This window comes from Acidovorax sp. LjRoot118, from assembly GCF_964253575.1.
Classification (GTDB): domain Bacteria; phylum Pseudomonadota; class Gammaproteobacteria; order Burkholderiales; family Burkholderiaceae_C; genus Acidovorax.
Genome location: NZ_CAXURB020000001.1, coordinates 6,808,070 through 6,827,854, shown reverse-complemented (window position 1 = coordinate 6,827,854; position 19,785 = coordinate 6,808,070). Strand labels below are relative to the sequence as shown.

The 19,785-nt window shown below is 67.8% G+C and carries 20 protein-coding genes; 5 read left to right on the top strand and 15 right to left on the bottom strand.

Going from position 1 to position 19,785, the window contains the following annotated elements; genetic code table 11:
• Positions 1–147: 147 nt before the first annotated feature.
• The 4 genes from ACSQ9E_RS32075 to ACSQ9E_RS32060 all read left to right on the top strand — a co-directional run bounded on the left by ACSQ9E_RS32075 (position 148) and on the right by ACSQ9E_RS32060 (position 4,172).
• Complete coding sequence (locus tag ACSQ9E_RS32075) at positions 148–1,104, top strand: MBL fold metallo-hydrolase (RefSeq protein WP_436220121.1); 957 nt, start codon at positions 148–150, stop codon at positions 1,102–1,104.
• Between the two features lie 21 nt (positions 1,105–1,125).
• The gene (locus tag ACSQ9E_RS32070) at positions 1,126–2,817 is read left to right on the top strand and encodes an FAD-dependent oxidoreductase (protein ID WP_436220120.1); all 1,692 of its coding nucleotides are present in this window, start codon (positions 1,126–1,128) and stop codon (positions 2,815–2,817) included.
• 16 nt (positions 2,818–2,833) lie between these two features.
• On the top strand, positions 2,834–3,085 hold the full coding sequence (locus tag ACSQ9E_RS32065) for a DUF2783 domain-containing protein (RefSeq protein ID WP_200963985.1): 252 nt from the start codon (positions 2,834–2,836) through the stop codon (positions 3,083–3,085).
• Positions 3,086–3,206: 121 nt separating this feature from the next.
• A complete protein-coding gene (locus tag ACSQ9E_RS32060) occupies positions 3,207–4,172 on the top strand; it encodes a Bug family tripartite tricarboxylate transporter substrate binding protein (protein WP_057268625.1) in 966 nt (321 codons plus the stop codon).
• Between the two features lie 9 nt (positions 4,173–4,181).
• Here the strand turns inward: ACSQ9E_RS32060 and ACSQ9E_RS32055 are convergent, their stop codons facing one another.
• From ACSQ9E_RS32055 to ACSQ9E_RS32045, 3 genes are read right to left on the bottom strand one after another with little or no spacing between them, the layout of a single operon-like run.
• Positions 4,182–4,748: a DUF2062 domain-containing protein gene (locus ACSQ9E_RS32055; RefSeq protein WP_235514726.1), complete on the bottom strand. Its 567-nt coding sequence runs from the start codon at positions 4,746–4,748 to the stop codon at positions 4,182–4,184.
• Between the two features lie 10 nt (positions 4,749–4,758).
• Entirely contained in the window at positions 4,759–4,917 is a 159-nt protein-coding gene (locus tag ACSQ9E_RS32050; RefSeq protein ID WP_164470727.1) for a hypothetical protein, read from the bottom strand.
• A 12-nt stretch (positions 4,918–4,929) separates the two neighbouring features.
• Entirely contained in the window at positions 4,930–5,904 is a 975-nt protein-coding gene (locus ACSQ9E_RS32045; protein ID WP_057204049.1) for a TerC family protein, read from the bottom strand.
• 266 nt (positions 5,905–6,170) lie between these two features.
• Here ACSQ9E_RS32045 and ACSQ9E_RS32040 point away from each other — a divergent pair, with 266 nt between their 5' ends.
• Positions 6,171–7,076: a LysR substrate-binding domain-containing protein gene (locus tag ACSQ9E_RS32040; RefSeq protein WP_436220119.1), complete on the top strand. Its 906-nt coding sequence runs from the start codon at positions 6,171–6,173 to the stop codon at positions 7,074–7,076.
• A 392-nt stretch (positions 7,077–7,468) separates the two neighbouring features.
• On the opposite strand, the gene ACSQ9E_RS32035 is transcribed toward ACSQ9E_RS32040, so the two are convergent.
• The 12 genes from ACSQ9E_RS32035 to paaK form a co-directional block, all read right to left on the bottom strand.
• Entirely contained in the window at positions 7,469–8,578 is a 1,110-nt protein-coding gene (locus ACSQ9E_RS32035) for an ABC transporter substrate-binding protein (protein ID WP_436220118.1), read from the bottom strand.
• A 217-nt stretch (positions 8,579–8,795) separates the two neighbouring features.
• Positions 8,796–9,545, bottom strand: coding sequence for an ABC transporter ATP-binding protein (locus tag ACSQ9E_RS32030; protein WP_436220117.1), 750 nt, complete (start codon positions 9,543–9,545; stop codon positions 8,796–8,798).
• Positions 9,542–11,461: a branched-chain amino acid ABC transporter ATP-binding protein/permease gene (locus ACSQ9E_RS32025; protein ID WP_436220116.1), complete on the bottom strand. Its 1,920-nt coding sequence runs from the start codon at positions 11,459–11,461 to the stop codon at positions 9,542–9,544. The genes ACSQ9E_RS32030 and ACSQ9E_RS32025 overlap by 4 nt, the downstream gene beginning before the upstream one ends.
• Complete coding sequence (locus ACSQ9E_RS32020; RefSeq protein ID WP_145697155.1) at positions 11,458–12,486, bottom strand: branched-chain amino acid ABC transporter permease; 1,029 nt, start codon at positions 12,484–12,486, stop codon at positions 11,458–11,460. The genes ACSQ9E_RS32025 and ACSQ9E_RS32020 overlap by 4 nt, the downstream gene beginning before the upstream one ends.
• A gap of 111 nt (positions 12,487–12,597) precedes the next feature.
• A complete protein-coding gene (locus ACSQ9E_RS32015) occupies positions 12,598–13,752 on the bottom strand; it encodes an ABC transporter substrate-binding protein (protein WP_436220115.1) in 1,155 nt (384 codons plus the stop codon).
• A gap of 117 nt (positions 13,753–13,869) precedes the next feature.
• Complete coding sequence (locus ACSQ9E_RS32010; protein WP_179683241.1) at positions 13,870–14,499, bottom strand: TetR family transcriptional regulator; 630 nt, start codon at positions 14,497–14,499, stop codon at positions 13,870–13,872.
• Between the two features lie 128 nt (positions 14,500–14,627).
• Positions 14,628–15,713 (bottom strand): 1,2-phenylacetyl-CoA epoxidase subunit PaaE, encoded by a 1,086-nt coding sequence (gene paaE, locus ACSQ9E_RS32005; RefSeq protein WP_179683240.1) that lies wholly within the window; start codon positions 15,711–15,713, stop codon positions 14,628–14,630.
• Positions 15,714–15,747: 34 nt separating this feature from the next.
• Positions 15,748–16,287, bottom strand: coding sequence for a 1,2-phenylacetyl-CoA epoxidase subunit PaaD (paaD, locus tag ACSQ9E_RS32000; protein ID WP_179683239.1), 540 nt, complete (start codon positions 16,285–16,287; stop codon positions 15,748–15,750).
• A 2-nt stretch (positions 16,288–16,289) separates the two neighbouring features.
• On the bottom strand, positions 16,290–17,066 hold the full coding sequence (gene paaC / locus ACSQ9E_RS31995; RefSeq protein ID WP_057204039.1) for a 1,2-phenylacetyl-CoA epoxidase subunit PaaC: 777 nt from the start codon (positions 17,064–17,066) through the stop codon (positions 16,290–16,292).
• Between the two features lie 11 nt (positions 17,067–17,077).
• Positions 17,078–17,407, bottom strand: coding sequence for a 1,2-phenylacetyl-CoA epoxidase subunit PaaB (paaB, locus tag ACSQ9E_RS31990; RefSeq protein ID WP_436220114.1), 330 nt, complete (start codon positions 17,405–17,407; stop codon positions 17,078–17,080).
• A gap of 23 nt (positions 17,408–17,430) precedes the next feature.
• Positions 17,431–18,438 carry a 1,2-phenylacetyl-CoA epoxidase subunit PaaA gene (gene paaA, locus ACSQ9E_RS31985; RefSeq protein WP_436220113.1) on the bottom strand — a complete coding sequence of 336 codons (1,008 nt, stop codon included), beginning with the start codon at positions 18,436–18,438 and terminating at the stop codon, positions 17,431–17,433.
• 28 nt (positions 18,439–18,466) lie between these two features.
• Positions 18,467–19,774, bottom strand: coding sequence for a phenylacetate--CoA ligase PaaK (gene paaK / locus ACSQ9E_RS31980; protein WP_179683237.1), 1,308 nt, complete (start codon positions 19,772–19,774; stop codon positions 18,467–18,469).
• Between the last annotated feature and the right edge of the window lie 11 nt (positions 19,775–19,785).

The window sequence follows — 19,785 nt, the reverse complement described above, 5'->3', positions numbered from 1 at the left end:
ATTGTCCACCGAGCCCATGGCGATCCCGGTCACCCTGGGGTTTCCACTTAAACAAATGAATTAGACATTAACAAATTTATTGCCTATGATCAAAAAATTCCGTTTAGGCAAATGCATTCCACTAAAACAAATCAACCAGTACCACCCATGACCACCAAGACCTTCGCCTCCGCCGCCGACCTGGAAGTCAAGCAGGTCAGCTTCGACAAGCTGTCCGAGCACGCCTACGCCTACACCGCCGAGGGCGACCCCAACACCGGCATCATCATTGGCGACGACGCCGTGATGGTCATCGACACCCAGGCCACCCCCGTCATGGCGCAGGACGTGATCCGCCGCATCCGCGAAGTGACGGACAAGCCCATCAAGTACGTGCTGCTGTCCCACTACCACGCGGTGCGCGTGCTGGGCGCCAGCGCCTACGGGGCCGAGCACATCATTGCCAGCGAAGACACGCGCGATTTGATCGTCGAGCGCGGCCAGTTCGACAAGGACAGCGAGATCGGCCGCTTTCCGCGCCTGTTCCAGAATGTGGAAAGCGTGCCGGACGGCCTGACCTGGCCGACCATGACCTTCCACAAGAAGATGACGCTGTGGCTGGGCAAGCTGGAAGTGCAGATCCTGCAATTGGGCCGGGGCCACACCAAGGGCGATACCGTGGCCTGGCTGCCGGCAGAGAAGATCCTGTTCAGCGGCGACCTGGTGGAATTCGGTGCCACGCCGTATGCGGGCGATGCCTACTTCAAGGACTGGCCACAGACCCTGGATAACCTGGCGGCCCTGAAGCCCGAGAAGCTGGTGCCCGGACGCGGCGCCGCGCTGCAGACCCCGGCGCAGGTGCAGGAAGGCTTGGCGGGCACGCGCGCTTTCATCAGCGACCTGTACGAGAGCGTCAAGGCCAGCGCCGCCAAGGGCGAAGACCTGCGCAAGGTGTACGAAGCCACCTTCGCCAAATTGCAGCCCAAGTACGGCCACTGGGTGATCTTCAACCACTGCATGCCGTTCGACGTGACGCGGGCCTATGACGAAGCCACGCAGTACCCGGACCCGCGCATCTGGACGGCGGAGCGCGACGTGCAGATGTGGAAGTCGCTGGAAGGCTGAGCCGCCCCGGAGGAGACAAGCATGACAACAACAACGTCCGCGCCACCCGCATTCGACGGAACAGGCGCCCAGGTACAGGCCATCGAATTCGCCTACCGGCGCTCCCCCGACCAGGATGCCCCGGCACCCGTGCAGCACCCCGTCGTGGTGGTGGGTGCCGGGCCTGTGGGCCTGTCCCTGGCCATCGACCTGGCCCAGCGCGGCCAGCGCGTGGTGGTGCTGGACAATGACTGCAAGCTGTCCACCGGCTCGCGCGCCATCTGCTTTGCCAAGCGCACCCTGGAGATCTGGGACCGCCTTGGCGTCGGCCAGCGCATGGTGGACAAGGGCGTGTCGTGGAACGTGGGCAAGGTGTTCTTCCACGACGCGCCGCTGTACGAGTTCAACCTGCTGCCCGAGGAAGGCCACGAGCGCCCGGCCTTCATCAACCTGCAGCAGTACTACGCCGAGGCCTACCTCGTCGAGCGGGCGCTGCAGTTGCCCAACATCGAGCTGCGCTGGCACAACAAGGTGGCGGGCATTGCGCCGCACGATGGCGGCGCGCTGCTCACCATCGCAACGCCCGAGGGCGACTACCGCATCGACGCACAATGGGTCGCCGCCTGCGATGGCTCGCGCTCGCCGCTGCGCCAGATGATGGGCCTGGAAAGCAAGGGCCGCACCTTCCAGGACCGCTTTTTGATCGCCGACGTGAAGATGGCCGGCAGCACCGACTTCCCGACGGAGCGCTGGTTCTGGTTCGACCCGCCCTTTCACCCCAACCAGAGCGTGCTGCTGCACAGCCAGCCCGACAATGTCTGGCGCATCGACTTCCAGCTGGGCTGGAACGCCGACCCCGAGGAAGAGAAAAAGCCCGAGAACATCCTGCCGCGCGTGCGCGCGTTGCTGGGCCCCGATGCGCAGTTCGAGCTTGAATGGGCCAGCGTCTACACCTTTGCCTGCCTGCGCATGGACCGTTTCGTGCACGGCCGCGTGGTGTTCGCGGGCGACAGCGCGCACGGTGTGTCGCCCTTTGGCGCACGGGGTGCCAACAGCGGCGTGCAGGACGCCGAGAACCTGGCCTGGAAGCTCGACTGGGTGCTGCGCGGCCGGGCCGGCGAAGAACTGCTGGTCACCTACGGCCCCGAGCGCGAGTACGCGGCCGACGAGAACATCGCCAACTCGACCCGCGCCACCGACTTCATCACGCCCAAGAGCGAGATCAGCCGCCTGTTCCGCGACGCAGCGCTGGAGCTGGCGCGCGAGCACCCCTTTGCGCGCCGCATCGTCAACAGCGGACGCCTGTCGGTGCCGGCCACGCTGCGCGGTTCGCAGCTCAACACGCCCGACGTGGACACCTTTGCCGGCACCCAGGTGCCCGGCGCCGTGCTGCTCGACGCACCGGTGCTGCAGGGCGGCCAGAGTACCTGGATGCTGCGCACGCTGGGGGCGGACTTCACCTTGCTGGTGTTCGGCACGGCCCCGGCCTGGGCCACCGCACTGCCCCAGGTGAAGCTGCTGCGGGTGGGCACCGACCTGCAGGACCCCCAGGGCCTGCTGGCTCAGCGCCTGGATGCACAGCCCGGCACGACCTACCTAGTGCGGCCCGACCAGCATGTGTGCGCGCGCTGGCGCAGCCTGGATGAAGCCGCCGTGCGCGCCGCGCTGGCGCGTGCCACGGCGTCGCTCCGCAGCCAGCCTGCAGCCGCGCCTGCCGACCTCGCAACCGCCTGAACCAGGAGCCATGAGCATGCTCGATACCCAGCCCCATATGCAGGACTGCGACGACTTCTACGAGTCCCTGATCGCCAGCCACAACGGCCTTACCCCGCCCGAGAGCCACGCGATGAATGCCCGACTCATCCTGCTGCTGGCCAACCACATCGGCGACCAGGCCACGCTGCTGCAGGCGCTGCAGCTGGCGCGCGGCACCACGGTGCCCACCGGCGCTGCGGACATGGCGCCCGTGACTCCGGTCGCCCCGGTACACGCTGCGGCCTGACGCCACCCACAACCGCCCACCCACCATTCAGCCACCGCGCAAGCCCTGCAAAGACAGGGCCTGCGGCGCCGCTGTGCCCGACCCAAGCCATCCATCCTTTGACCACCGGAGACAAACCACCATGCTGCGCAAACACTTCCTCGCCACCCTCGCGGGCCTGGCACTCACGCCCCTCGCCCTGCATGCACAGGACAACAGCAAGCCCCTGGAATGGGTGGTCGGCTATGCGGCCGGAGGGGGCTCGGACATCGTGGCCCGCACCATCGCAGAGTCCATGGGTGCCAGCCTGGGCCGCCCCGTCATCATCAACAACAAGCCCGGCGCGGGCACCAACATCGCGGCCGACTATGCCGCGCGCAACAAGGATTTCGGCAACCTGATCTTCTCGGCCGATTTCGCCACGCTGGCGGCCAACCCCTTCCTGTTCAGCAAGCTGAGCTACAACGCCGAGAAAGACTTCCAGCCCGTGGGCCTGCTGGTGCGTTTTCCGATGTTCCTCGTGGTCTCGAACAACGTGCCCGCCAAGAACCTCAAGGAGTTCATGGCCTGGGCCAAGGGCAACGCCGATGGCGTGAACTGGGCGTCGGCCGGCCCCGGCAGCCCGCACCACCTGGTGGGCGAGCTGTTCCGCGAGCAAAGCGGGCTCAAGCTCACCCATGTACCCTACCGCGGCGCGGCACCGGCCATCCAGGACGTGATCGGCGGCCAGGTGCCCGCGATGTGGATCGACAGCGCCACGGTCTACCCCTTCCTTGCCACGAACAAGGTGCGCGCCATCGGCGTGGCCAGCCCGCAGCGCGTGGCGACCATGCCCGACGTGGCCACCATCCAGGAGCAGGGGCTGCAGGGATTCGAAGGCTATGCATGGCAAGGGCTGGTGGCCCCCACGGGCACTTCGGCCGAGGCCGTGGCCCAGTTCAGCAAGGCGCTGCAGACCGCCCTGGCCGATACGCGCACGCGCGCGCGCCTGCAGGCCCTGGGTGTGGAGCCCCTGCCCGGCACCCCGGCCCAGATGGGCAGCTATGCGCGCGCCGAGCGCGAAAAGTGGGGCCGCGTGATTGCCAAGGTCGGCGTCAAGCTCGATTGAGCCACAGGCTCAGGCCTGGTCGCGCAGGGCGCGGGCACGCTGCCGGCGGCGCCCGCGTTGCAGCACGGGCGCGAGCCACAGGGCCTGCACCGCTGCATAACCCAGTACGGCGAGGACCAAGCCCAGCACCGGCAGGCCGACCAGCAGCGGCGTGCCCAGCGCCTGCATCCACTCGGCCAGCGCCTGCACGCTGAAGGCGCCTGCCGGGCCGGCCGCATTGAAGGCCGGCAGCGACTGCTCGCCGGGCAGCACCAGCGAGCCCACCTGGAAGGCCAGCACATACAGCGGCACGGTGGTCAAGGGGTTCGTATAGAAGGTGGTGACGCCGCCGGCCACCACGTTGCCGCGCAGCCAGGCGCAGGCGCCGACCGCGCCCACCAATTGCAGCGGGCCGGGAATGAGCCCGCAGAACAGGCCGGCGGCGACCCCGCGTGCCAGCGGCTCGCGCTGGAAGCGGAACAGCGCACGCTGCTCCATCCACGGCACGGCACGGGCCAATGCCGTGCGTGCCAACTGGTCTCGCACACTCGGCTCCAGGTGGCGCAGCTTGCGGCGCAGGGTGCTCAGCATCCGCATGGGCGGGCCGTCACCAGCTGAAGGCCGCTGCGGTGGCCAGGCCCCACAGCGTGGCCAGGGCCGTGAGCAGGCCCACGTCGCGCCGGTCGTTGCCCAGGCGCCAGGCCATCAGGGCCGTGCCCGCCAGGGCCACCATCAGGGTGAGCATCACCGATTCGATCATGTCCATGGCCGGTCTCCTTCAAGGCTTGGGAGGCTCAGCAGCCGGTGGGCTGCCGGCCGAGCTGCGCAGCGACAGGACGATGGAGCCGGCAATCAGGCCCGCGGTGACCAGCAGAGCGTAGCCGATCGGGATCTTCACCAGGTCGATGAGCAGCATCTTGCCGCCGATGAACACCAGCACCAGGGCCAGGCCATAGGCCAGCAGGTGGAAGCGGTCGGCCAGGTCGGCCAGCAGGAAGTACAGCGCACGCAGGCCCAGGATGGCGAAGATGTTGGCCGTGAGCACGATGAACGGGTCGCTGGTGATCGCGAAGATGGCCGGGATGCTGTCCACCGCGAAGATGATGTCCGTGGTGCCGATCAGGATCAGCACCACGAACAGCGGCGTGTAGTGCTTGACGCCGTTGATGCTGGTGGTCAGCTTCTCGCCGTCGAACACGTCGGCGATGCGGATGCGCTTGCGCAGGAAGCGCAGCACCGGGTTGGTCGCGATGTCGGGCTCCTGGCCGGCGGCGAACCACATCTTGGCACCCGTGAACACCAGGAAGGCGCCGAACACGTAGAGCAGCCAGTGGAACGAGGCCAGCAGCCAGGCGCCTGCCAGGATCAGCAGCGTGCGCAGTACGATGGCGCCGATGATGCCTATGATCAGCGCGCGCTTCTGGTGCTGTGGAGGTACCGCAAAGTAGCTGAACAGCATCAGGAAGACGAAGATGTTGTCGATGGACAGGCTCTTTTCCACCAGGTAGCCGGTGATGAACTGCATCGACACGGTGTTGGCCACCTCGCGGCCCTGGCTGCCGTCCAGGTACCACCACAGGCCGGCCACGAACACGAAGGCCAGCGAGAACCACAGGGCGCTCCACTTCAGGGCCTCCTTGGTCGTGACCTTGTGCGCGCCCTGGCGCTCCATGACCAACAGGTCGATGCCGATGGCCACCACCACAAAGACGGCAAACCCCGCCCACATCCACCAGGTTCCGATTGTTTCCATGATGTTCTGATCCTTCGCGCGATGGCGTCAGCGCCGCGAACGCGGCAGGGGTGGCAGGCCCGGGGTCGGGGTGGACAGGGGACGGGGGGCGGTGTGGCGCATGGGCTCTCTCCGGTGCGGTCAGTTGGGAATTTCAGGGCAAGCCCGCACTGTAGGGATGCTTTTGCATCTTAAAAACCTGTCTTCACGGTACTATGGGTTCGGTTTTTACGAACCAAATATTCTCCACGCCCATACCCCTTCAGCCTGTTGGGATACGCAACACCATGAGCCAGAGCTTCAACTACCGCCACCTGTATTACTTCTGGGTGGTCGCCAAGGAGGGCGGTATCGCGCGCGCCGCCGAGCGGCTGGACATGGCCGTGCAGACCATCAGCGCGCAGGTGCGCCTGCTGGAGCAGGCCTTGGGCACCAGCCTGCTGCGCACCGAGGGGCGCAGCCTGGTGCTCACCGAGGCGGGCGTGGCCGCGCTGCACGAGGCCGACCAGATCTTTGCGCTGGGCGAGCAGTTGACCCACCGCGTGCGCGAGGCCGCCAGCGGCCGGACGCTGCGGCTGAACCTGGGCATCTCCGACGGCATCGCCAAGCTGGCCATGCACCGGCTGCTGACGCCGGTGCTCGACGAGCCGCACCTGCGCCTGCTGTGCCACGAGGGGGAATTCCAGCCGCTGCTCGGCGAGCTCGCGCTGCACAAGCTCGACGCGGTGCTGGCCGACCGCGCCGCGCCGCCGAACCCGGCCCTCAAAACCACCAGCCAACTGCTGGGCACGAGTGCCGTGGCCTGGTACGCGCCGCCTGTGTGGGCCGAAGCGGCGGCCCGGCAGTTTCCGCAAAGCCTGGCCGTGGTGCCAGTGCTGCTGCCCACCGACCACGCCGCCATGCGCGCGCGCATCGACCACTGGCTGGAGCGCGAACGCATCCGCCCGCGCATTGCCGGCGAGTTCGAGGACAGCGCCCTGCTGAGCACCTTTGCCGCCACGGGCATGGGCGTGATGCCGGCCCCCGTGACAGTGGGCGCACACCTGCTCAAGACCCACGGCCTGGTGCAGGTGGGCTCCACGCCCGACGTGCAGGAGCAGTTCCACTTGATCTACAACGCGCGCAAGGTCATGCACCCGCTGCTCACGCGGCTGCTGGAGGCTGCAGAGGGAGGAGCACTGCTCACCTCCTGAGCAGCGCGCCCCGCCTCGGAGCGGCTCAAAAACTCAGCGAAGCGGTTCTGGCTAGGCGCTGCGTCGCAGGCAGTCGGAGCCCGTCAACGGCCTTTTACGGGGTTGCGTTGCCTCCTCCGGGAGGATCAGGCAAGGCGCCCACCGCTGATGGACGCATGTCCATCAAGGATGGGCAACGCAGCATGGGCCTGCCGGAGGTGGCAACCCGAAGGGCATGCAGCCTACGCCCCGCCCCTCGTCGTTGCCCACCTTGCCCATGCCACCGGCATGGGCAGCGGCGCGCGCCTAGACAGGCGCGCCGTGGACTGCATGCGCATCCCCGTAAAAGGCCGTGGACAGGCTCCAGTACGACAAGACGCAGCAACGACGCCAGAAGAGTTTTTGAGTCGCTCCTACTTCGTGAACCGACCATCGCGCCCCATCATCAACAGGTCAACGAACTTGCCCGAGCTGTGCTGCGTGGCCGACAGCTCCACGGGGTAGCCGCCCAGGTTCACGCTCTTCATCGACTCCATGGCCTGCACCAGGCTGGCGCGCGTGGGCTTGGCGCCGGCGCGCTGCAGCGCCTCGACCAGGAAGCGGGCGGAGATGAAGCCTTCCATCTGGCTGAAGGTGTACTCGGTGATGCCCTTGGCCTTGGCCAGGGTCTGGAACTCGCGCGAGATCGGCATGCTCTGGTTCCACGGCGAGGGCACGACCTGCGAGACCACGATGCCCCGCGCGCGTTCTCCGAGGGCCTTGACCAGTTGCGCGTTGCTGATCACCGAGAGCATGTAGAACGTGGTGCGGTGGCCGGCCGCCAGGTAGGCATCGACGAAATCCACGCTGGGCTTGCCGGCGCTGATGACGATGATGGCCTGGGGCGTGGCCTTGGCGACCGCAGCCACGGCGTCGGCCATCTTCGAGCCGTCTACCTCCAGCGGGGCCTGGGCCACGAGTTCCACCTTGTGGCTCTTGACCGACTTCTCGACCGAGGCCAGGCCACCCGTACCGAAGGGGTTATTGAGGTAGACCGCCGCGATGCGCGCGATGCCCACCGAGGCCAGTTGCCTGACCGTGGCATCGAGCTCGGCGGCATAGCCGGCCTTGATGTTGAAGACGTAGCGGCTGCCAGCCTGTCGCAGGCCGTCAGAGCCCGTGAACGGCGCGATGAAGGGCACGCCGCGCTCCTCGGCAATCGGCAAGGCGGCCAGGGCCGGCGGCGTGCCGGCGTACTGGAACAGCGCGAGCACCTTGTCCTCGTCGATCAGCTTCTTCGTGTTCTCGGCCGCCTTCTTGGGGTCGTAGGCGTCGTCGATGGCGACCACACGGATCTTGCGGCCGCGCACGCCGCCCGAGGCATTGACGTGGTCGAAATACAGGGCCGAGCCCTGGCGCACCTCGCTGGTCAGGGCCGCGAGCGGGCCGCTCAACTGGCACGACTGGCCGATGACGATCTCGCCGTCGGTCACGCCCGCGCTGTCCTGGGCCCAGGCCGTGCCTGTGGCCCAGGCGAGGGCCATTGCAAGTGCGGTGCGTCGGCGGGCGGCACCCGCGCGTGAGAGGGGTTGAGCTCCTGCTGCTGCCATGTTGTCTTGTCTCCTGTCGTCTTTATGGTTTTTCATCACAACGCAAAAACCTTCCGGTGCCAGGCCTGGCATGCGGAAGGGTAGGAAAGCGGGGCTGCCGCCGCGTCACGCGACAGCCCTGGGAGCGCGCTGGCGCTCCCCGAAAGAAATCTCAGGCTACCTCGGCCGGGGCGTGCGCTGCGCCGCCCATGCCCAGGTAGGTATCGATGATGCGGCGGTCGTTGAGCAGGTCCTGCGCGGCCCCCGTGAGCGCGACGGCGCCCATTTCGAGCACGTAGGCCCGGTCGGCCACGCGCAATGCGGCGCGCGCGTTCTGTTCCACGAGCAACACCGACACGCCATGCGCCCGCAGCGAGGACACCACCTGCAGCACCTCGCGCACGATGAGAGGGGCCAGACCGAGCGAGGGCTCGTCGAGCATCAACAGGCGTGGGCGCGCCATCAGCGCACGGCCGATGGCCAGCATCTGCCGCTCGCCGCCCGAGAGCGTGGAGGCCAGCTGCGGGCGGCGCTCGCGCAGGCGCGGGAAGATCTCGAACACCTCGTCCATGCGCTGCGCCTGGTCGCGCTGGCCACGGCGCCAGCGCGAGAAACCGCCCAGGAGCAGGTTGTCCTCCACCGACATCTCACCGAAGAGCTCGCGCTTTTCGGGCACCAGGGCCACACCGCGCGCCACCATGGCCTCCACGCTGGGGCGCACGATGCGCTCGCCGGCCAGGGTGATGGAGCCGGTGGCCGGCAACAGGCCCATGGCCGCGCACAGCAAGGTGGTCTTGCCGGCGCCGTTGGGGCCGATCACGGTGACGATCTCGCCCTCGTTCACGTCCAGGTGCACCTGGTGGACGGCCTCCACCTGGCCGTACGACACGGAGAGGTCCTGCAGTTGCAGCAAGGCGGTCATGCGGTGGCTCCTTCGGTGGCAGTGGCAGCGGCAGCAGGCAGGTCGTCGTCGGCCCCGCCCAGGTAGGCATCGAGTACGCGCTGGTTGCTCTGCACCTGTGCGGGCGTGCCCTCGGCGATCACGGTGCCGAACTCCAGCACCGTGATGCGGTCGGCCAGGTTCATCACGAACTCCATGTCGTGCTCGACCACCAGGATGCCCAGGCCCTCGGCGCGCAGCTGGCGCAGCAGGTCGGCCAGGGCGCGCTTTTCCAGGTGGCGCAGGCCGGCGGCGGGCTCGTCGAGCAGCAGGATGGCCGGCTGGCCGGCCAGGGCGCGTGCGATCTCGACGATGCGCTGCTGCCCCAGGGCCAGCGAGGCGGCGGGCGCATCGGCATGGGCTCCCAGGCCGCAGCGCTCGATCTGGCGGCGCGCCTCGGCCAGCAGGGCGGCCTCTTCGGCGCGGTCCAGCCGCAGCATCGAGGCCAGCCAGCCGCGGTGGGCGCGCTGGTGCGCGCCCAGGGCGACGTTCTCGACCACGCTGCGCTGGCCCAGCAGACGCACATGCTGGAAGGTGCGCGCCATGCCCAGGCGGGCAAAGGCGCGCGAGGGGCGGCGCAGCATGGCCTGGTCCACCAGGCGCACCTCGCCCTCGGTGGCGTCATCCACGCCCGAGATCATGTTGAAGAAGGTGCTCTTGCCGGCACCGTTGGGGCCGATCAGCGCGTGCACCTCGCCGGCCTTCACGTCCATGGAGACATTGTTGTTGGCGACCAGGCCGCCGAAGCGCTTGGTCACGTTGCGCGCCTGCAGCAGCACGGTGCCGGCCATGGGCAGCGTGCGCTGCGCCAGTTCGGTGGCCTGGCCCACCGTGCGCGGCGCCTCGCGGCGCAGCCAGCGCTCGCCCAGGCGGTTCAGCGTGGGCCACAGGCCGTCGGCAAAGCGCTGCAGCACGAAGACCATGAGCAGTCCGAAGACGATGACCTCGAAGTTGCCGCTGGTGCCCAGCAGCGAGGGCAGCAGGTCCTGCAGCTTCTCCTTGAGCAGGGTGATCAGCGTGGCACCCAGCACCGCGCCCCAGAGGTGGCCGGCACCGCCGACCACGGCCATGAACAGGTATTCGATGCCGATGTTGAGGTTGAACGGCGTGGGGCTGACAAAGCGCTGCAGGTGCGCATACAGCCAGCCCGAGATGGCAGCCAGCAGCGCCGCCAGCACGAAGAGCTTGATGCGGTAGTGCGCCGTGTCCACCCCCATGGACTCGGCCATCACCCGCCCGCCCTTCAGAGCACGGATAGCGCGGCCCTCGCGCGAATCGAGCAGGTTGTGCAGCAGCCACAGCGACACCAGCAGCACCGCCCAGATCAGTACGCCGATGGCGCGTGGCGAGGCCAGCGAGAAGCCCGCCACCACCATTGGCGGCACGCCGGTGATGCCGGTCTGCCCGCCGAGGAACTCCATGTTGCCGAACAGGTAGTACAGCGACAGGCCCCAGGCGATGGTGCACAGCGGCAGGTAGTGGCCCGAGAGCTTGAGCGTGACCGAGCCCAGGCCCCAGGCCAGCGCGAAGGTGATCAGCAGGCCGAGCACCAGCCCCACCCAGGGCAGGCCGGCCATGCCGACCAGGCCCGAGAGCGCCTGCACCGACGCGGGCGCCGTGCAGACCCAGGCCGTGGCATAGGCCCCGACGCCCACGAAGGCCGCCTGGCCGAAGGAGGTCATGCCGCCCACGCCGGTGAGCATCACCAGGCCCGCCGCGACGATGGCGTACAGGCCGATGTAGCTGAGCACGACCACGGTGAAATCGGGCAGGAAGCCCCAGCACAGGGCCAGCAGCGCCACGGCGGCGAGCGTGAGCTGGGTGCGCGTGACCAGGCCGCGCGATGTGCCTGCATCTTGTGCGCTGGCGGCCGTATCGGTCTTGACGGGCGCGGTCATTCCTCATCCTCCACATGGCGGCTGTTGAGCGAGCGCCACCACAGCACGGGCACGATCAGGGTGAACACGAGGACCTCCTTGTAGGCACTGGCCCAGAACGATGCAAAGGCCTCCAGCTGGCCCACGATCAGCGCGCCGAGCAGCGCCATGGGGTAGCTGCCCAGGCCGCCCACGATGGCCGCGACGAAGCCCTTGAGGCCGATCAGGAACCCTGTGTCGTAGTACACGGTGGTGAGCGGGGCGATCAACAGGCCCGAGACCGCGCCGATCAGCGCGGCCAGGGCGAAGCTCACGTCGCCCGAGAGCTCGGTGGGAATGCCCATGAGGCGCGCCCCCACGCGGTTGAGGGCCGTGGCGCGCAACGCCTTGCCGACCATGGAGCGGCCGAAGAACAGGAACAGCAGCATCACCAGCGCCAGCGTGACGCCCAGCACCACCAGCGACTGGCCCGAGACGGGGATGCCGCCGAGGTCGAAGCGCGCCTCCGAGAACGGTGGCGTGCGCGAGCCTTCGGCGCCGAAGAACAGCAGGCCCAGGCCCACCAGCACGCCATGCAGCGCTACCGAGACAATAAGCAGCATCAGCACCGTGGCATCGGCCAGCGGACGATACGCCAGGCGGTACAGCAGCGGCCCCATGGGCGTGATCAGGATCAGCGTGGTGAGCGCCTGCATGCCCAGCGAAGTCGGACGCAGCCCGAGGATCAGTGCTGTGGCCAGCAGCGGCAGCACCAGGCACCAGACCACGGTGGCAGGCCAGTTCACGGGGCTGCCGCGCTGAAAGCGCACCACCTCGACCACCAGCACCACCGCGGCCATGCCCACCAACAGCCACAGCGTGGCAGGAATGCGCCCGCCCTGCATCATGGCCATGGTCAGCGCCCCGAAGGCCACGAACTCGCCCTGCGGGATGAAGATCACCCGGGTCACGGAAAAAACCAGCACCAGCGCCAGCGCCATCAGTCCATAGATGGCGCCGTTGACAATGCCGTCCTGCCCCAGCAGCAGGGCGATCTGCAAATCCATATTCGGCTTTCTGTCTATTGAAGGCAGGTATGCCGCAGGGCTGCGCAGGCAGCGGGCACTTCGTCAGCCCGCCGCCCTCGCATCTGCGCCATCAGACCTCGCTCTGCTCGGTCAGGGCTGGTACTTCCAGGTGCCGTTCTCGATCTTGACCATCACGCGGGCGCGCTGGTCCAGACCGAGGTGGTCGTTTTCGGACATGTTGAAGATGCCATGCGCGCCAGGCACTTCCTTGATCTGCTCCAGCGCATCGCGCAGGGCGGTACGGAACTCGACGGTGCCGGGCTTGGCCTTCTTGAGTGCGACGGGCACGGCGGCGGCCATCAGCACGCCGGCATCCCAGCCGTGGGCGCCGAAGGTGGAGACGCTTTCCTTGCCGTGGGCGGCCTCATAGGCGGCCACATAGGCGCTGGCCGACTTCTTCACCGGGTGCGAAGCAGGCAGTTGCGAGGCCACGAGCACGGGACCGGAGGGCAGGAAGGTGCCTTCCACGTCCTTGCCACCCACGCGCAGGAAGTCGGCATTGGCCACGCCGTGGGTCTGGTAGACCTTGCCGGTGAAGCCACGCTCCTTGAGCGCCTTCTGCGGCAGCGCGGCCGGCGTGCCGGAGCCGGCGATCAGCACGGCATCGGGCTTGGCCGAGATCATCTTCAGGGTCTGGCCGGTCACCGAGGTGTCGGTGCGCGCATAGCGCTCGTTGGCCACGATCTGGATCTTCTTGATGGCGGCGGCCTTGCCGAACTCCTGGTACCAGCCTTCGCCGTAGGCATCGGCAAAACCGATGAAGGCCACGGTCTTGATGCCGGCGTTGGCCATGTGGTCGACGATGGCCAGCGACATCATGATGTCGTTCTGCGGGGTCTTGAAGACCCACTTCTTCTTGGCGTCCATGGGCTCGACGATGCGCGCCGAGGCGGCCATGGAGATCATGGGCGTCTGCGCCTCGGCCACCACGTCGATCATGGCCAGCGAGTTGGGCGTGGTGCTCGAGCCCAGGATGATGTCGACCTTGCTTTCGCTGATCAGCTTGCGCGTGTTGCCCACGGCCGTGGTCGTGTCCGACGCGTCGTCGAGCACGATGTAGTTGACCTTCTGGCCGCCGATGGTGCGCGGCATCAGGGCGATGGTGTTCTTCTCGGGAATGCCCAGCGATGCGGCGGGGCCGGTGGCCGACACCGTGACGCCGACGGTGATGTCGGCCAGGGCAGCGCCGCAGGCCATGGCGGCAGCAGCAGCCACCAGCGCGAGTTGTGCAAAACGGAATTTCATGCTTTGTCTCCTGTGGATCATTGTGAAAGAAAGAGGTCAGCGCCGAGCATGGCTCCGGCGCTCAGCTGGCTCTTGGTGGCCGCTTGGGAATACACGACATGCGTGGTGCACGCATTGTCATGGACGGGGAGGCCTTTCGGCCAGTGGCGGGGGCATGCGCACGGCAGGAAACCCGCCAAAGAACAGGTCGGCCACGATGGGCGCCATGGTCTCGTAGTCAAGCTCGCCATCGGGCTTGAGCCAGGTGAACATCCAGTTGATCATGCCGAACAGCAGCATGGTCAGCGCCTTGGTCAGGCCTGCGGCATCGGTGTCGGGACGCATCTGCGCCAGCGCCTGGGCAAAAACGGCCACCACGGCGCGCTCCTTGCCGAGGATGCGCTCACTGTCCTCGGGCTGCAGAAAGCGCACGTCTTCGGTCAGCACACGGTGGGCATGCTGGGCCTCGGCGTATTCCTCGACGAAGCGGTGGATCAGCTCGCGCAGCCGCGGCTCGGGTTCGAGCTGCTTGCCCTGCACCTCGTCGACCAGGGCCTGCAGGCGCGAGACATGGCCGTCGGCGATGTGCACGAGCAGGTTGTACTTGTCACGAAAGTAGTGGTACAGCGTGGGCTTGGACAGGCCGCAGGCCTCTGCCACCTCGTTCATCGAGGTGGCAGGGTAGCCGCGGCGTGCAAACAGTTCGGCGGCATGGCGGAGGATCATTTCGCGCTGGTCGTCGTATCCGGGGGATCGTCCTCGGGCCATGGGCAGTTTTCCTTTGCATCCGGTAGTGAAGGGCCGCCATCTTGCCGCATGCCGACGCACAGGGGGCACGCTGGCGCCCATTCTCCCCAGGGAGAAGGCGCTGTACGGCACTTCGGCAGCCGGGTTCATCACCGCTCGTCGAACGACAGCACCACGCTGTCGGTCAGGGGCCGGCACTGGCAGGTGAGGACGAAGCCGGCGGCCACGTCGGCCTTGTCGAGCGCGAAGTTGCGCTCCATGCGCACCTCGCCCTCCACGCACTTGGCACGGCAGGTGCCGCACACGCCGGAGGTGCACGAGAAAGGCACCTCCAGCCCGGCCGCCGACGCGGCATCGAGGATGCTCGCCTGCCCGTCGGAGAATGGGAACTCGCGCCTGAGGCCGTCGCGCACGATGGCGATGCGTGCGGTCTTGGCATCGCCGGGAAGTGCCTCGTGCACCACGGCCCCCACCTGCCCGCCTGCGGGCAGGGCCACGCCGAAGCGCTCCACGTGGATGCGCTCGGCCGGCACGCCGCCCGCCAGCAGCGCGGCCTCGGCCTCGTCGTTCATCTGGAAGGGGCCGCAGATGAAGGCCTCGTCGATCTTCTGCGCGGGGACCAGAGCCTTGAGGAACTCGGCGAGCTTCTCGCGGTTGACGAAGCCCATGTTCAGCGGCGCATCGGTCTGCTCGGCCGAGAACACATGGTGCAGCACCAGGCGCGTGAGGTAGCGGTTCTTGAGGTCTTCGATCTCCTCCTTGAACATGGTGGACTGCAGCGTGCGGTTGCCGTAGATCAGCGTGAAGCGGCTGCCAGGCTCGCGCGCCAGCACGGTCTTCATGATGGACAGGATGGGCGTGATGCCGCTGCCACCCGCGATGCCCAGGTAGTTGCGCTGCGCCGCAGGCTGGATGGGTACGAAAAAGCGGCCCTGCGGTGCCATGACCTGCAGGGTGTCGCCCACCTGCAGTTGCGCATTGATCCAGTTGGAGAACACGCCGCCGTTGACCTTGCGCACGCCCACGCGCAGCTCGGCATCGTCGACGCCGGCGCAGATGGAGTACGAGCGGCGCAGGTCCTGGCCGCCGATGTCGGTGCGCAGCGTGAGGTACTGGCCCTGGGTGAAGCCGAACACCTCACGCAGCTCGGGCGGCACGTCGAAGGAGACGATGACGGCCTCGGCCGTGTCGGGCTCGATGGCGCGCACGCGCAGGGGATGGAAGATGACGCTCATGTCGGTGTCTTGTATGGGGGCGTGAAAAGGGTCTTCAAAGCGGCTTGAAGTGCTCGAAGGGCTCGCGGCAGGCCATGCAGCGGTACAGCGCCTTGCAGGCCGTGGAGCCGAAGGCCGAGAGCCGCTCGGTCTGCAGGCTGGCGCAGCGCGGGCAGGCCAGCGACGGCGCAGCGGCATGCGTGCGCGGCATGAAGCGCAGCGGCACCTCGGTGCCCGGCGGCAGCGGGCCCGGCGGCGCGATGCCATAGGCCAGCAGGCGCGCACGCCCCTGCTCGGTGATCCAGTCGGTGGTCCAGGCGGGTGCGCGCTGCAGGGTGGCGTGGGCCGGGCCCAGGCCGGCGGCGTCGATGGCTGCGAGCACGTCGTGCTCGATCACCTCGGTGGCCGGGCAGCCCGAATAGGTGGGGGTGAGCACGATCTCCAGGCCCTCGCCCGCCAGACGCACGTCGCGCACGATGCCCAGGTCGCACACGGAGACCGCGGGCACCTCGGGATCGGGCACGCCGGCCAGCACCTCCCACGCGCGCGCGATGCGTGCGTCGGTGGCTTGCGGGCGAGCAATGGCCTCGGCCATTATCACCACACGCCTCCGGGAAAGCTGCGCTGCAGGTGCTGCATCTCAGCCAGAATGAAACCCATGTGCTCGCTGTGCACGCCCTGCTTGCCGGTGCTGCGAAACGCCGACTCCTTGGGCGTGGCCAGGCTGGCGGCGGCGAGGACCTGCGCCATCTCGTCCGTCCAGGCGCCCTGCAGGTCGGCCCAGCGCGGGCCCAGGCCCGCGGCATGGGCAGCGTCCTCGACCGCGTCGGAGGCGAACAGCTCGGGCGTATAGCGCCACAGCGAAGCCAGGGCGGCCTCGGTGCGGCGGCGCGACTCGGCCGTGCCATCGCCCAGGCGCACCACCCAGTCGGCGCAGTGCTGCTGGTGGTAGCGCGCCTCCTTGAGGGCCTTGCCGGCGATGGCGGCCAGCTCGGTGTCGCTGGAGCTGGCCAGCCGCTCCCACAGCAGCTTGAGCAGGGTGGCGACCATGGTGTTGCGCACCATGGTGAAGGCGAAGTCGCCGCGCGGCAGTTCCACCAGGGTCACGTTCACGTAGTCGCGCTCGTCGCGCAGGAAGGCCAGCTGGTCTTCATCGTGGCCGCGGCCTTCGATCTGGCCGGCCCGCGTGAGCAGCGCGCGCGCCTGGCCCACGAGGTCCAGCGCCATGTTCGCCAGGGCGATGTCTTCTTCGAGCACGGGGCCGTGGCCGCACCATTCGGACAGGCGCTGGCCCAGGATCAGGCAGGTGTCGCCGATGCGCAGCAGGTACTGCACGGCCGGGTCCTGGCTGGTGTGGATGCTGGTGGCTTGCATGGCGGGCGCTCTCACATGTGGTCCACGGACGCGGGCAGCACGTAGAAGGTGGGGTGGCGGTAGACCTTGTCCTGCGCGGGGTCGAAGTACATGGCCTTCTCGCCCGGGTCGCTGGCCACGATCTGGTCGGAGCGCACCACCCAGACGCTGGTGCCTTCCTGGCGGCGGGTGTAGACGTCGCGCGCCAGCTGGATGGCCATGCGCGGGTCGGCGGCGTGAAGGCTGCCGCAGTGCTTGTGGTCCAGGCCTGCCTTGCTGCGCACGAACACTTCCCACAGTGGCCATTCGGTGGCCATGGCGGGATCGGCAACGGGGGTGGAGGGGGAGGATGGGGTCGTCATGGGGTCTCTTGAATGGGGAAGGCTCAGGCTGCAGCGCGAACCGGGGCGTGCTTGGCGGCATGGGCCAGGGCGGCTTCGCGCACCCAGGCGCCGTCGTCCCAGGCCTTGACGCGGGCGCCCAGGCGCTCTTCGTTGCAGGGGCCGTCGCCGCCGATCACGCGCCAGAACTCGCTCCAGTCGATGGCGCCGTAGTCATGCGCCTGGCGCTCTTCGTTCCATTGCAGGTCGGGATCGGGCAGGGTCACGCCCAGCAGTTGGGCCTGCTCGACGGTGGCATCGATGAACTTCTGGCGCAGCGTGTCGTTGGAGATGCGCTTGATGCCCCAGCGCATGGATTGGGCGGAGTTGGGCGACTGGTCGTCCGGGGGGCCAAACATCATGATGGACGGCCACCACCAGCGGTTCACCGCATCCTGCACCATGGCGCGCTGGGCGTCGGTGCCCTGCTGCATCATGGTGAGCAGTGCATCGTAGCCTTGGCGCTGGTGAAAACTCTCTTCACGGCAGATGCGCACCATGGCACGCGCATACGGCGCGTACGAGCAGCGGCAGATCGGCACCTGGTTCATGATGGCCGCACCGTCCACCAGCCAGCCGATGGTGCCCATGTCGGCCCAGGTCAGCGTGGGGTAGTTGAAGATGGAGCTGTACTTGGCGCGCCCGGTGTGCAGCGCGTCGATCATCTGGTCGCGCGAGGTGCCCAGGGTCTCGGCTGCGGCATACAGGTACAGGCCGTGCCCGCCCTCGTCCTGTACCTTGGCCAGCAGGATGGCCTTGCGCTTGAGCGTGGGCGCGCGGGATATCCAGTTGCCCTCGGGCAGCATGCCGACGATTTCCGAATGCGCATGCTGGCTGATCTGGCGCAGCAGGGTCTTGCGGTAGTGGTCGGGCATCCAGTCCTTGGCCTCGATGAATTCGCCGGCGTCGATGCGCGCATCGAAGGCTTCTTGGCGCTGCATCTCTTCGGCGCTGCGCAGGGCCTTGGCGTCGCCGCCGTCCTTGCCCATGGTGTCCATGGCCTGGGTGTACATGGTGGTGTCCTTTCGTGGGGGGTGCCGCTCAACGGGCGCGCTGGTCGATCACGCGGCGGGCCTTGCCCACCAGCGTGCGTTCGATGGAATCGGTGGCCAGCACTTCGACCTGGCAGGTGATGCCCACCAGGGTCTTGATGCGGTGCTGCACCCAACCGGTAAGGTCCGGGCGCTCGCCGTCGGCCACGCCGGGCTGCAGCTCGCAGCGCACGGTCACCTGGTCGAGGTTGCCGTCGCGCGCCACGAGGATCTGGTACTGACCCGACAGCTTCTCGTTCTGCAGCACGATCTCTTCGATCTGCGTGGGGAACACGTTCACCCCGCGGATGATGAGCATGTCGTCCGAACGGCCGACGATCTTGCCCATGCGCCGAAACGCGCGCGAGGTGGGCGGCAAGAGGCGCGTGAGGTCGCGCGTGCGGTAGCGGATCATGGGCAGCGCCTCCTTGCTCAGCGAGGTGAAGACGAGCTCGCCCTCCTGGCCGTCAGGCAGCACCTCGCCGGTTTCGGGGTCGACGATCTCGGGGTAGAAATGGTCTTCCCAGACGACCGGGCCGTCCTTGCTCTCGATGCACTCGCTGGCCACGCCCGGGCCCATCACCTCGGACAGGCCGTAGATGTCCACCGCGTCGATGCCCGACTTGGTTTCGATCTCGCGGCGCATGGCCTCGGTCCAGGGCTCGGCGCCAAAGATGCCGATCTTGAGCGAGCTTTCGCGCGGATCGAGCCCCTGGCGCACGAACTCTTCGTTGATGACCTGCATGTAGGAGGGGGTCACCATGATGATGCTGGGCGCGAAGTCGCGGATCAGCTGAACCTGCTTTTCGGTCTGGCCGCCCGACATGGGGATCACCGTGCAGCCGGCGCGCTCGGCGCCGTAGTGCGCGCCCAGCCCGCCCGTGAACAGGCCGTAGCCGTACGCCACGTGGATCAGGTCGCCGGCGCGCCCACCCGCGGCGCGAATGGAGCGCGCCACCAGGTCGGCCCAGGTGTCGATGTCCTTGCGCGTGTAGCCCACCACCGTGGGCTTGCCCGTGGTGCCCGAGGAGGCATGGATGCGCGACACCTGCTCGCGCGGCACGGCGAACATGCCGAAAGGGTAGTTGTCGCGCAGGTCCTTCTTGACGGTGAAGGGAAACTTCGACAGGTCGGACAGCTGCTTCAGATCGGACGGGTGCACGCCCTTGGCATCGAAGGAGCGCTTGTAGTGCGCCACGTTGTCGTAGGCATGCTGCAGCGTCCAGCGCAGGCGCTGCAGCTGCAGGGCCTGGACTTCGTCGCGGCTGGCGGTTTCGATGGGCTCCAGGTCGCCTGGGGCAGGTTGGCGCACGGCCATGGATGTCTCCT

Bases quoted from the DNA above. Each gene is read 5' to 3' on its own strand.
- ACSQ9E_RS32075 (WP_436220121.1), top strand. From the start codon at position 148: ATGACCACCAAGACCTTCGCCTCCGCCGCCGACCTGGAAGTCAAGCAG.
- ACSQ9E_RS32070 (WP_436220120.1), top strand. From the start codon at position 1,126: ATGACAACAACAACGTCCGCGCCACCCGCATTCGACGGAACAGGCGCC.
- ACSQ9E_RS32065 (WP_200963985.1), top strand. From the start codon at position 2,834: ATGCTCGATACCCAGCCCCATATGCAGGACTGCGACGACTTCTACGAG.
- ACSQ9E_RS32060 (WP_057268625.1), top strand. From the start codon at position 3,207: ATGCTGCGCAAACACTTCCTCGCCACCCTCGCGGGCCTGGCACTCACG.
- ACSQ9E_RS32055 (WP_235514726.1), bottom strand. From the start codon at position 4,748: ATGCGGATGCTGAGCACCCTGCGCCGCAAGCTGCGCCACCTGGAGCCG.
- ACSQ9E_RS32050 (WP_164470727.1), bottom strand. From the start codon at position 4,917: ATGGACATGATCGAATCGGTGATGCTCACCCTGATGGTGGCCCTGGCG.
- ACSQ9E_RS32045 (WP_057204049.1), bottom strand. From the start codon at position 5,904: ATGGAAACAATCGGAACCTGGTGGATGTGGGCGGGGTTTGCCGTCTTT.
- ACSQ9E_RS32040 (WP_436220119.1), top strand. From the start codon at position 6,171: ATGAGCCAGAGCTTCAACTACCGCCACCTGTATTACTTCTGGGTGGTC.
- ACSQ9E_RS32035 (WP_436220118.1), bottom strand. From the start codon at position 8,578: ATGGCCCTCGCCTGGGCCACAGGCACGGCCTGGGCCCAGGACAGCGCG.
- ACSQ9E_RS32030 (WP_436220117.1), bottom strand. From the start codon at position 9,545: ATGACCGCCTTGCTGCAACTGCAGGACCTCTCCGTGTCGTACGGCCAG.
- ACSQ9E_RS32025 (WP_436220116.1), bottom strand. From the start codon at position 11,461: ATGACCGCGCCCGTCAAGACCGATACGGCCGCCAGCGCACAAGATGCA.
- ACSQ9E_RS32020 (WP_145697155.1), bottom strand. From the start codon at position 12,486: ATGGATTTGCAGATCGCCCTGCTGCTGGGGCAGGACGGCATTGTCAAC.
- ACSQ9E_RS32015 (WP_436220115.1), bottom strand. From the start codon at position 13,752: ATGAAATTCCGTTTTGCACAACTCGCGCTGGTGGCTGCTGCTGCCGCC.
- ACSQ9E_RS32010 (WP_179683241.1), bottom strand. From the start codon at position 14,499: ATGGCCCGAGGACGATCCCCCGGATACGACGACCAGCGCGAAATGATC.
- paaE (WP_179683240.1), bottom strand. From the start codon at position 15,713: ATGAGCGTCATCTTCCATCCCCTGCGCGTGCGCGCCATCGAGCCCGAC.
- paaD (WP_179683239.1), bottom strand. From the start codon at position 16,287: ATGGCCGAGGCCATTGCTCGCCCGCAAGCCACCGACGCACGCATCGCG.
- paaC (WP_057204039.1), bottom strand. From the start codon at position 17,066: ATGCAAGCCACCAGCATCCACACCAGCCAGGACCCGGCCGTGCAGTAC.
- paaB (WP_436220114.1), bottom strand. From the start codon at position 17,407: ATGACGACCCCATCCTCCCCCTCCACCCCCGTTGCCGATCCCGCCATG.
- paaA (WP_436220113.1), bottom strand. From the start codon at position 18,438: ATGTACACCCAGGCCATGGACACCATGGGCAAGGACGGCGGCGACGCC.
- paaK (WP_179683237.1), bottom strand. From the start codon at position 19,774: ATGGCCGTGCGCCAACCTGCCCCAGGCGACCTGGAGCCCATCGAAACC.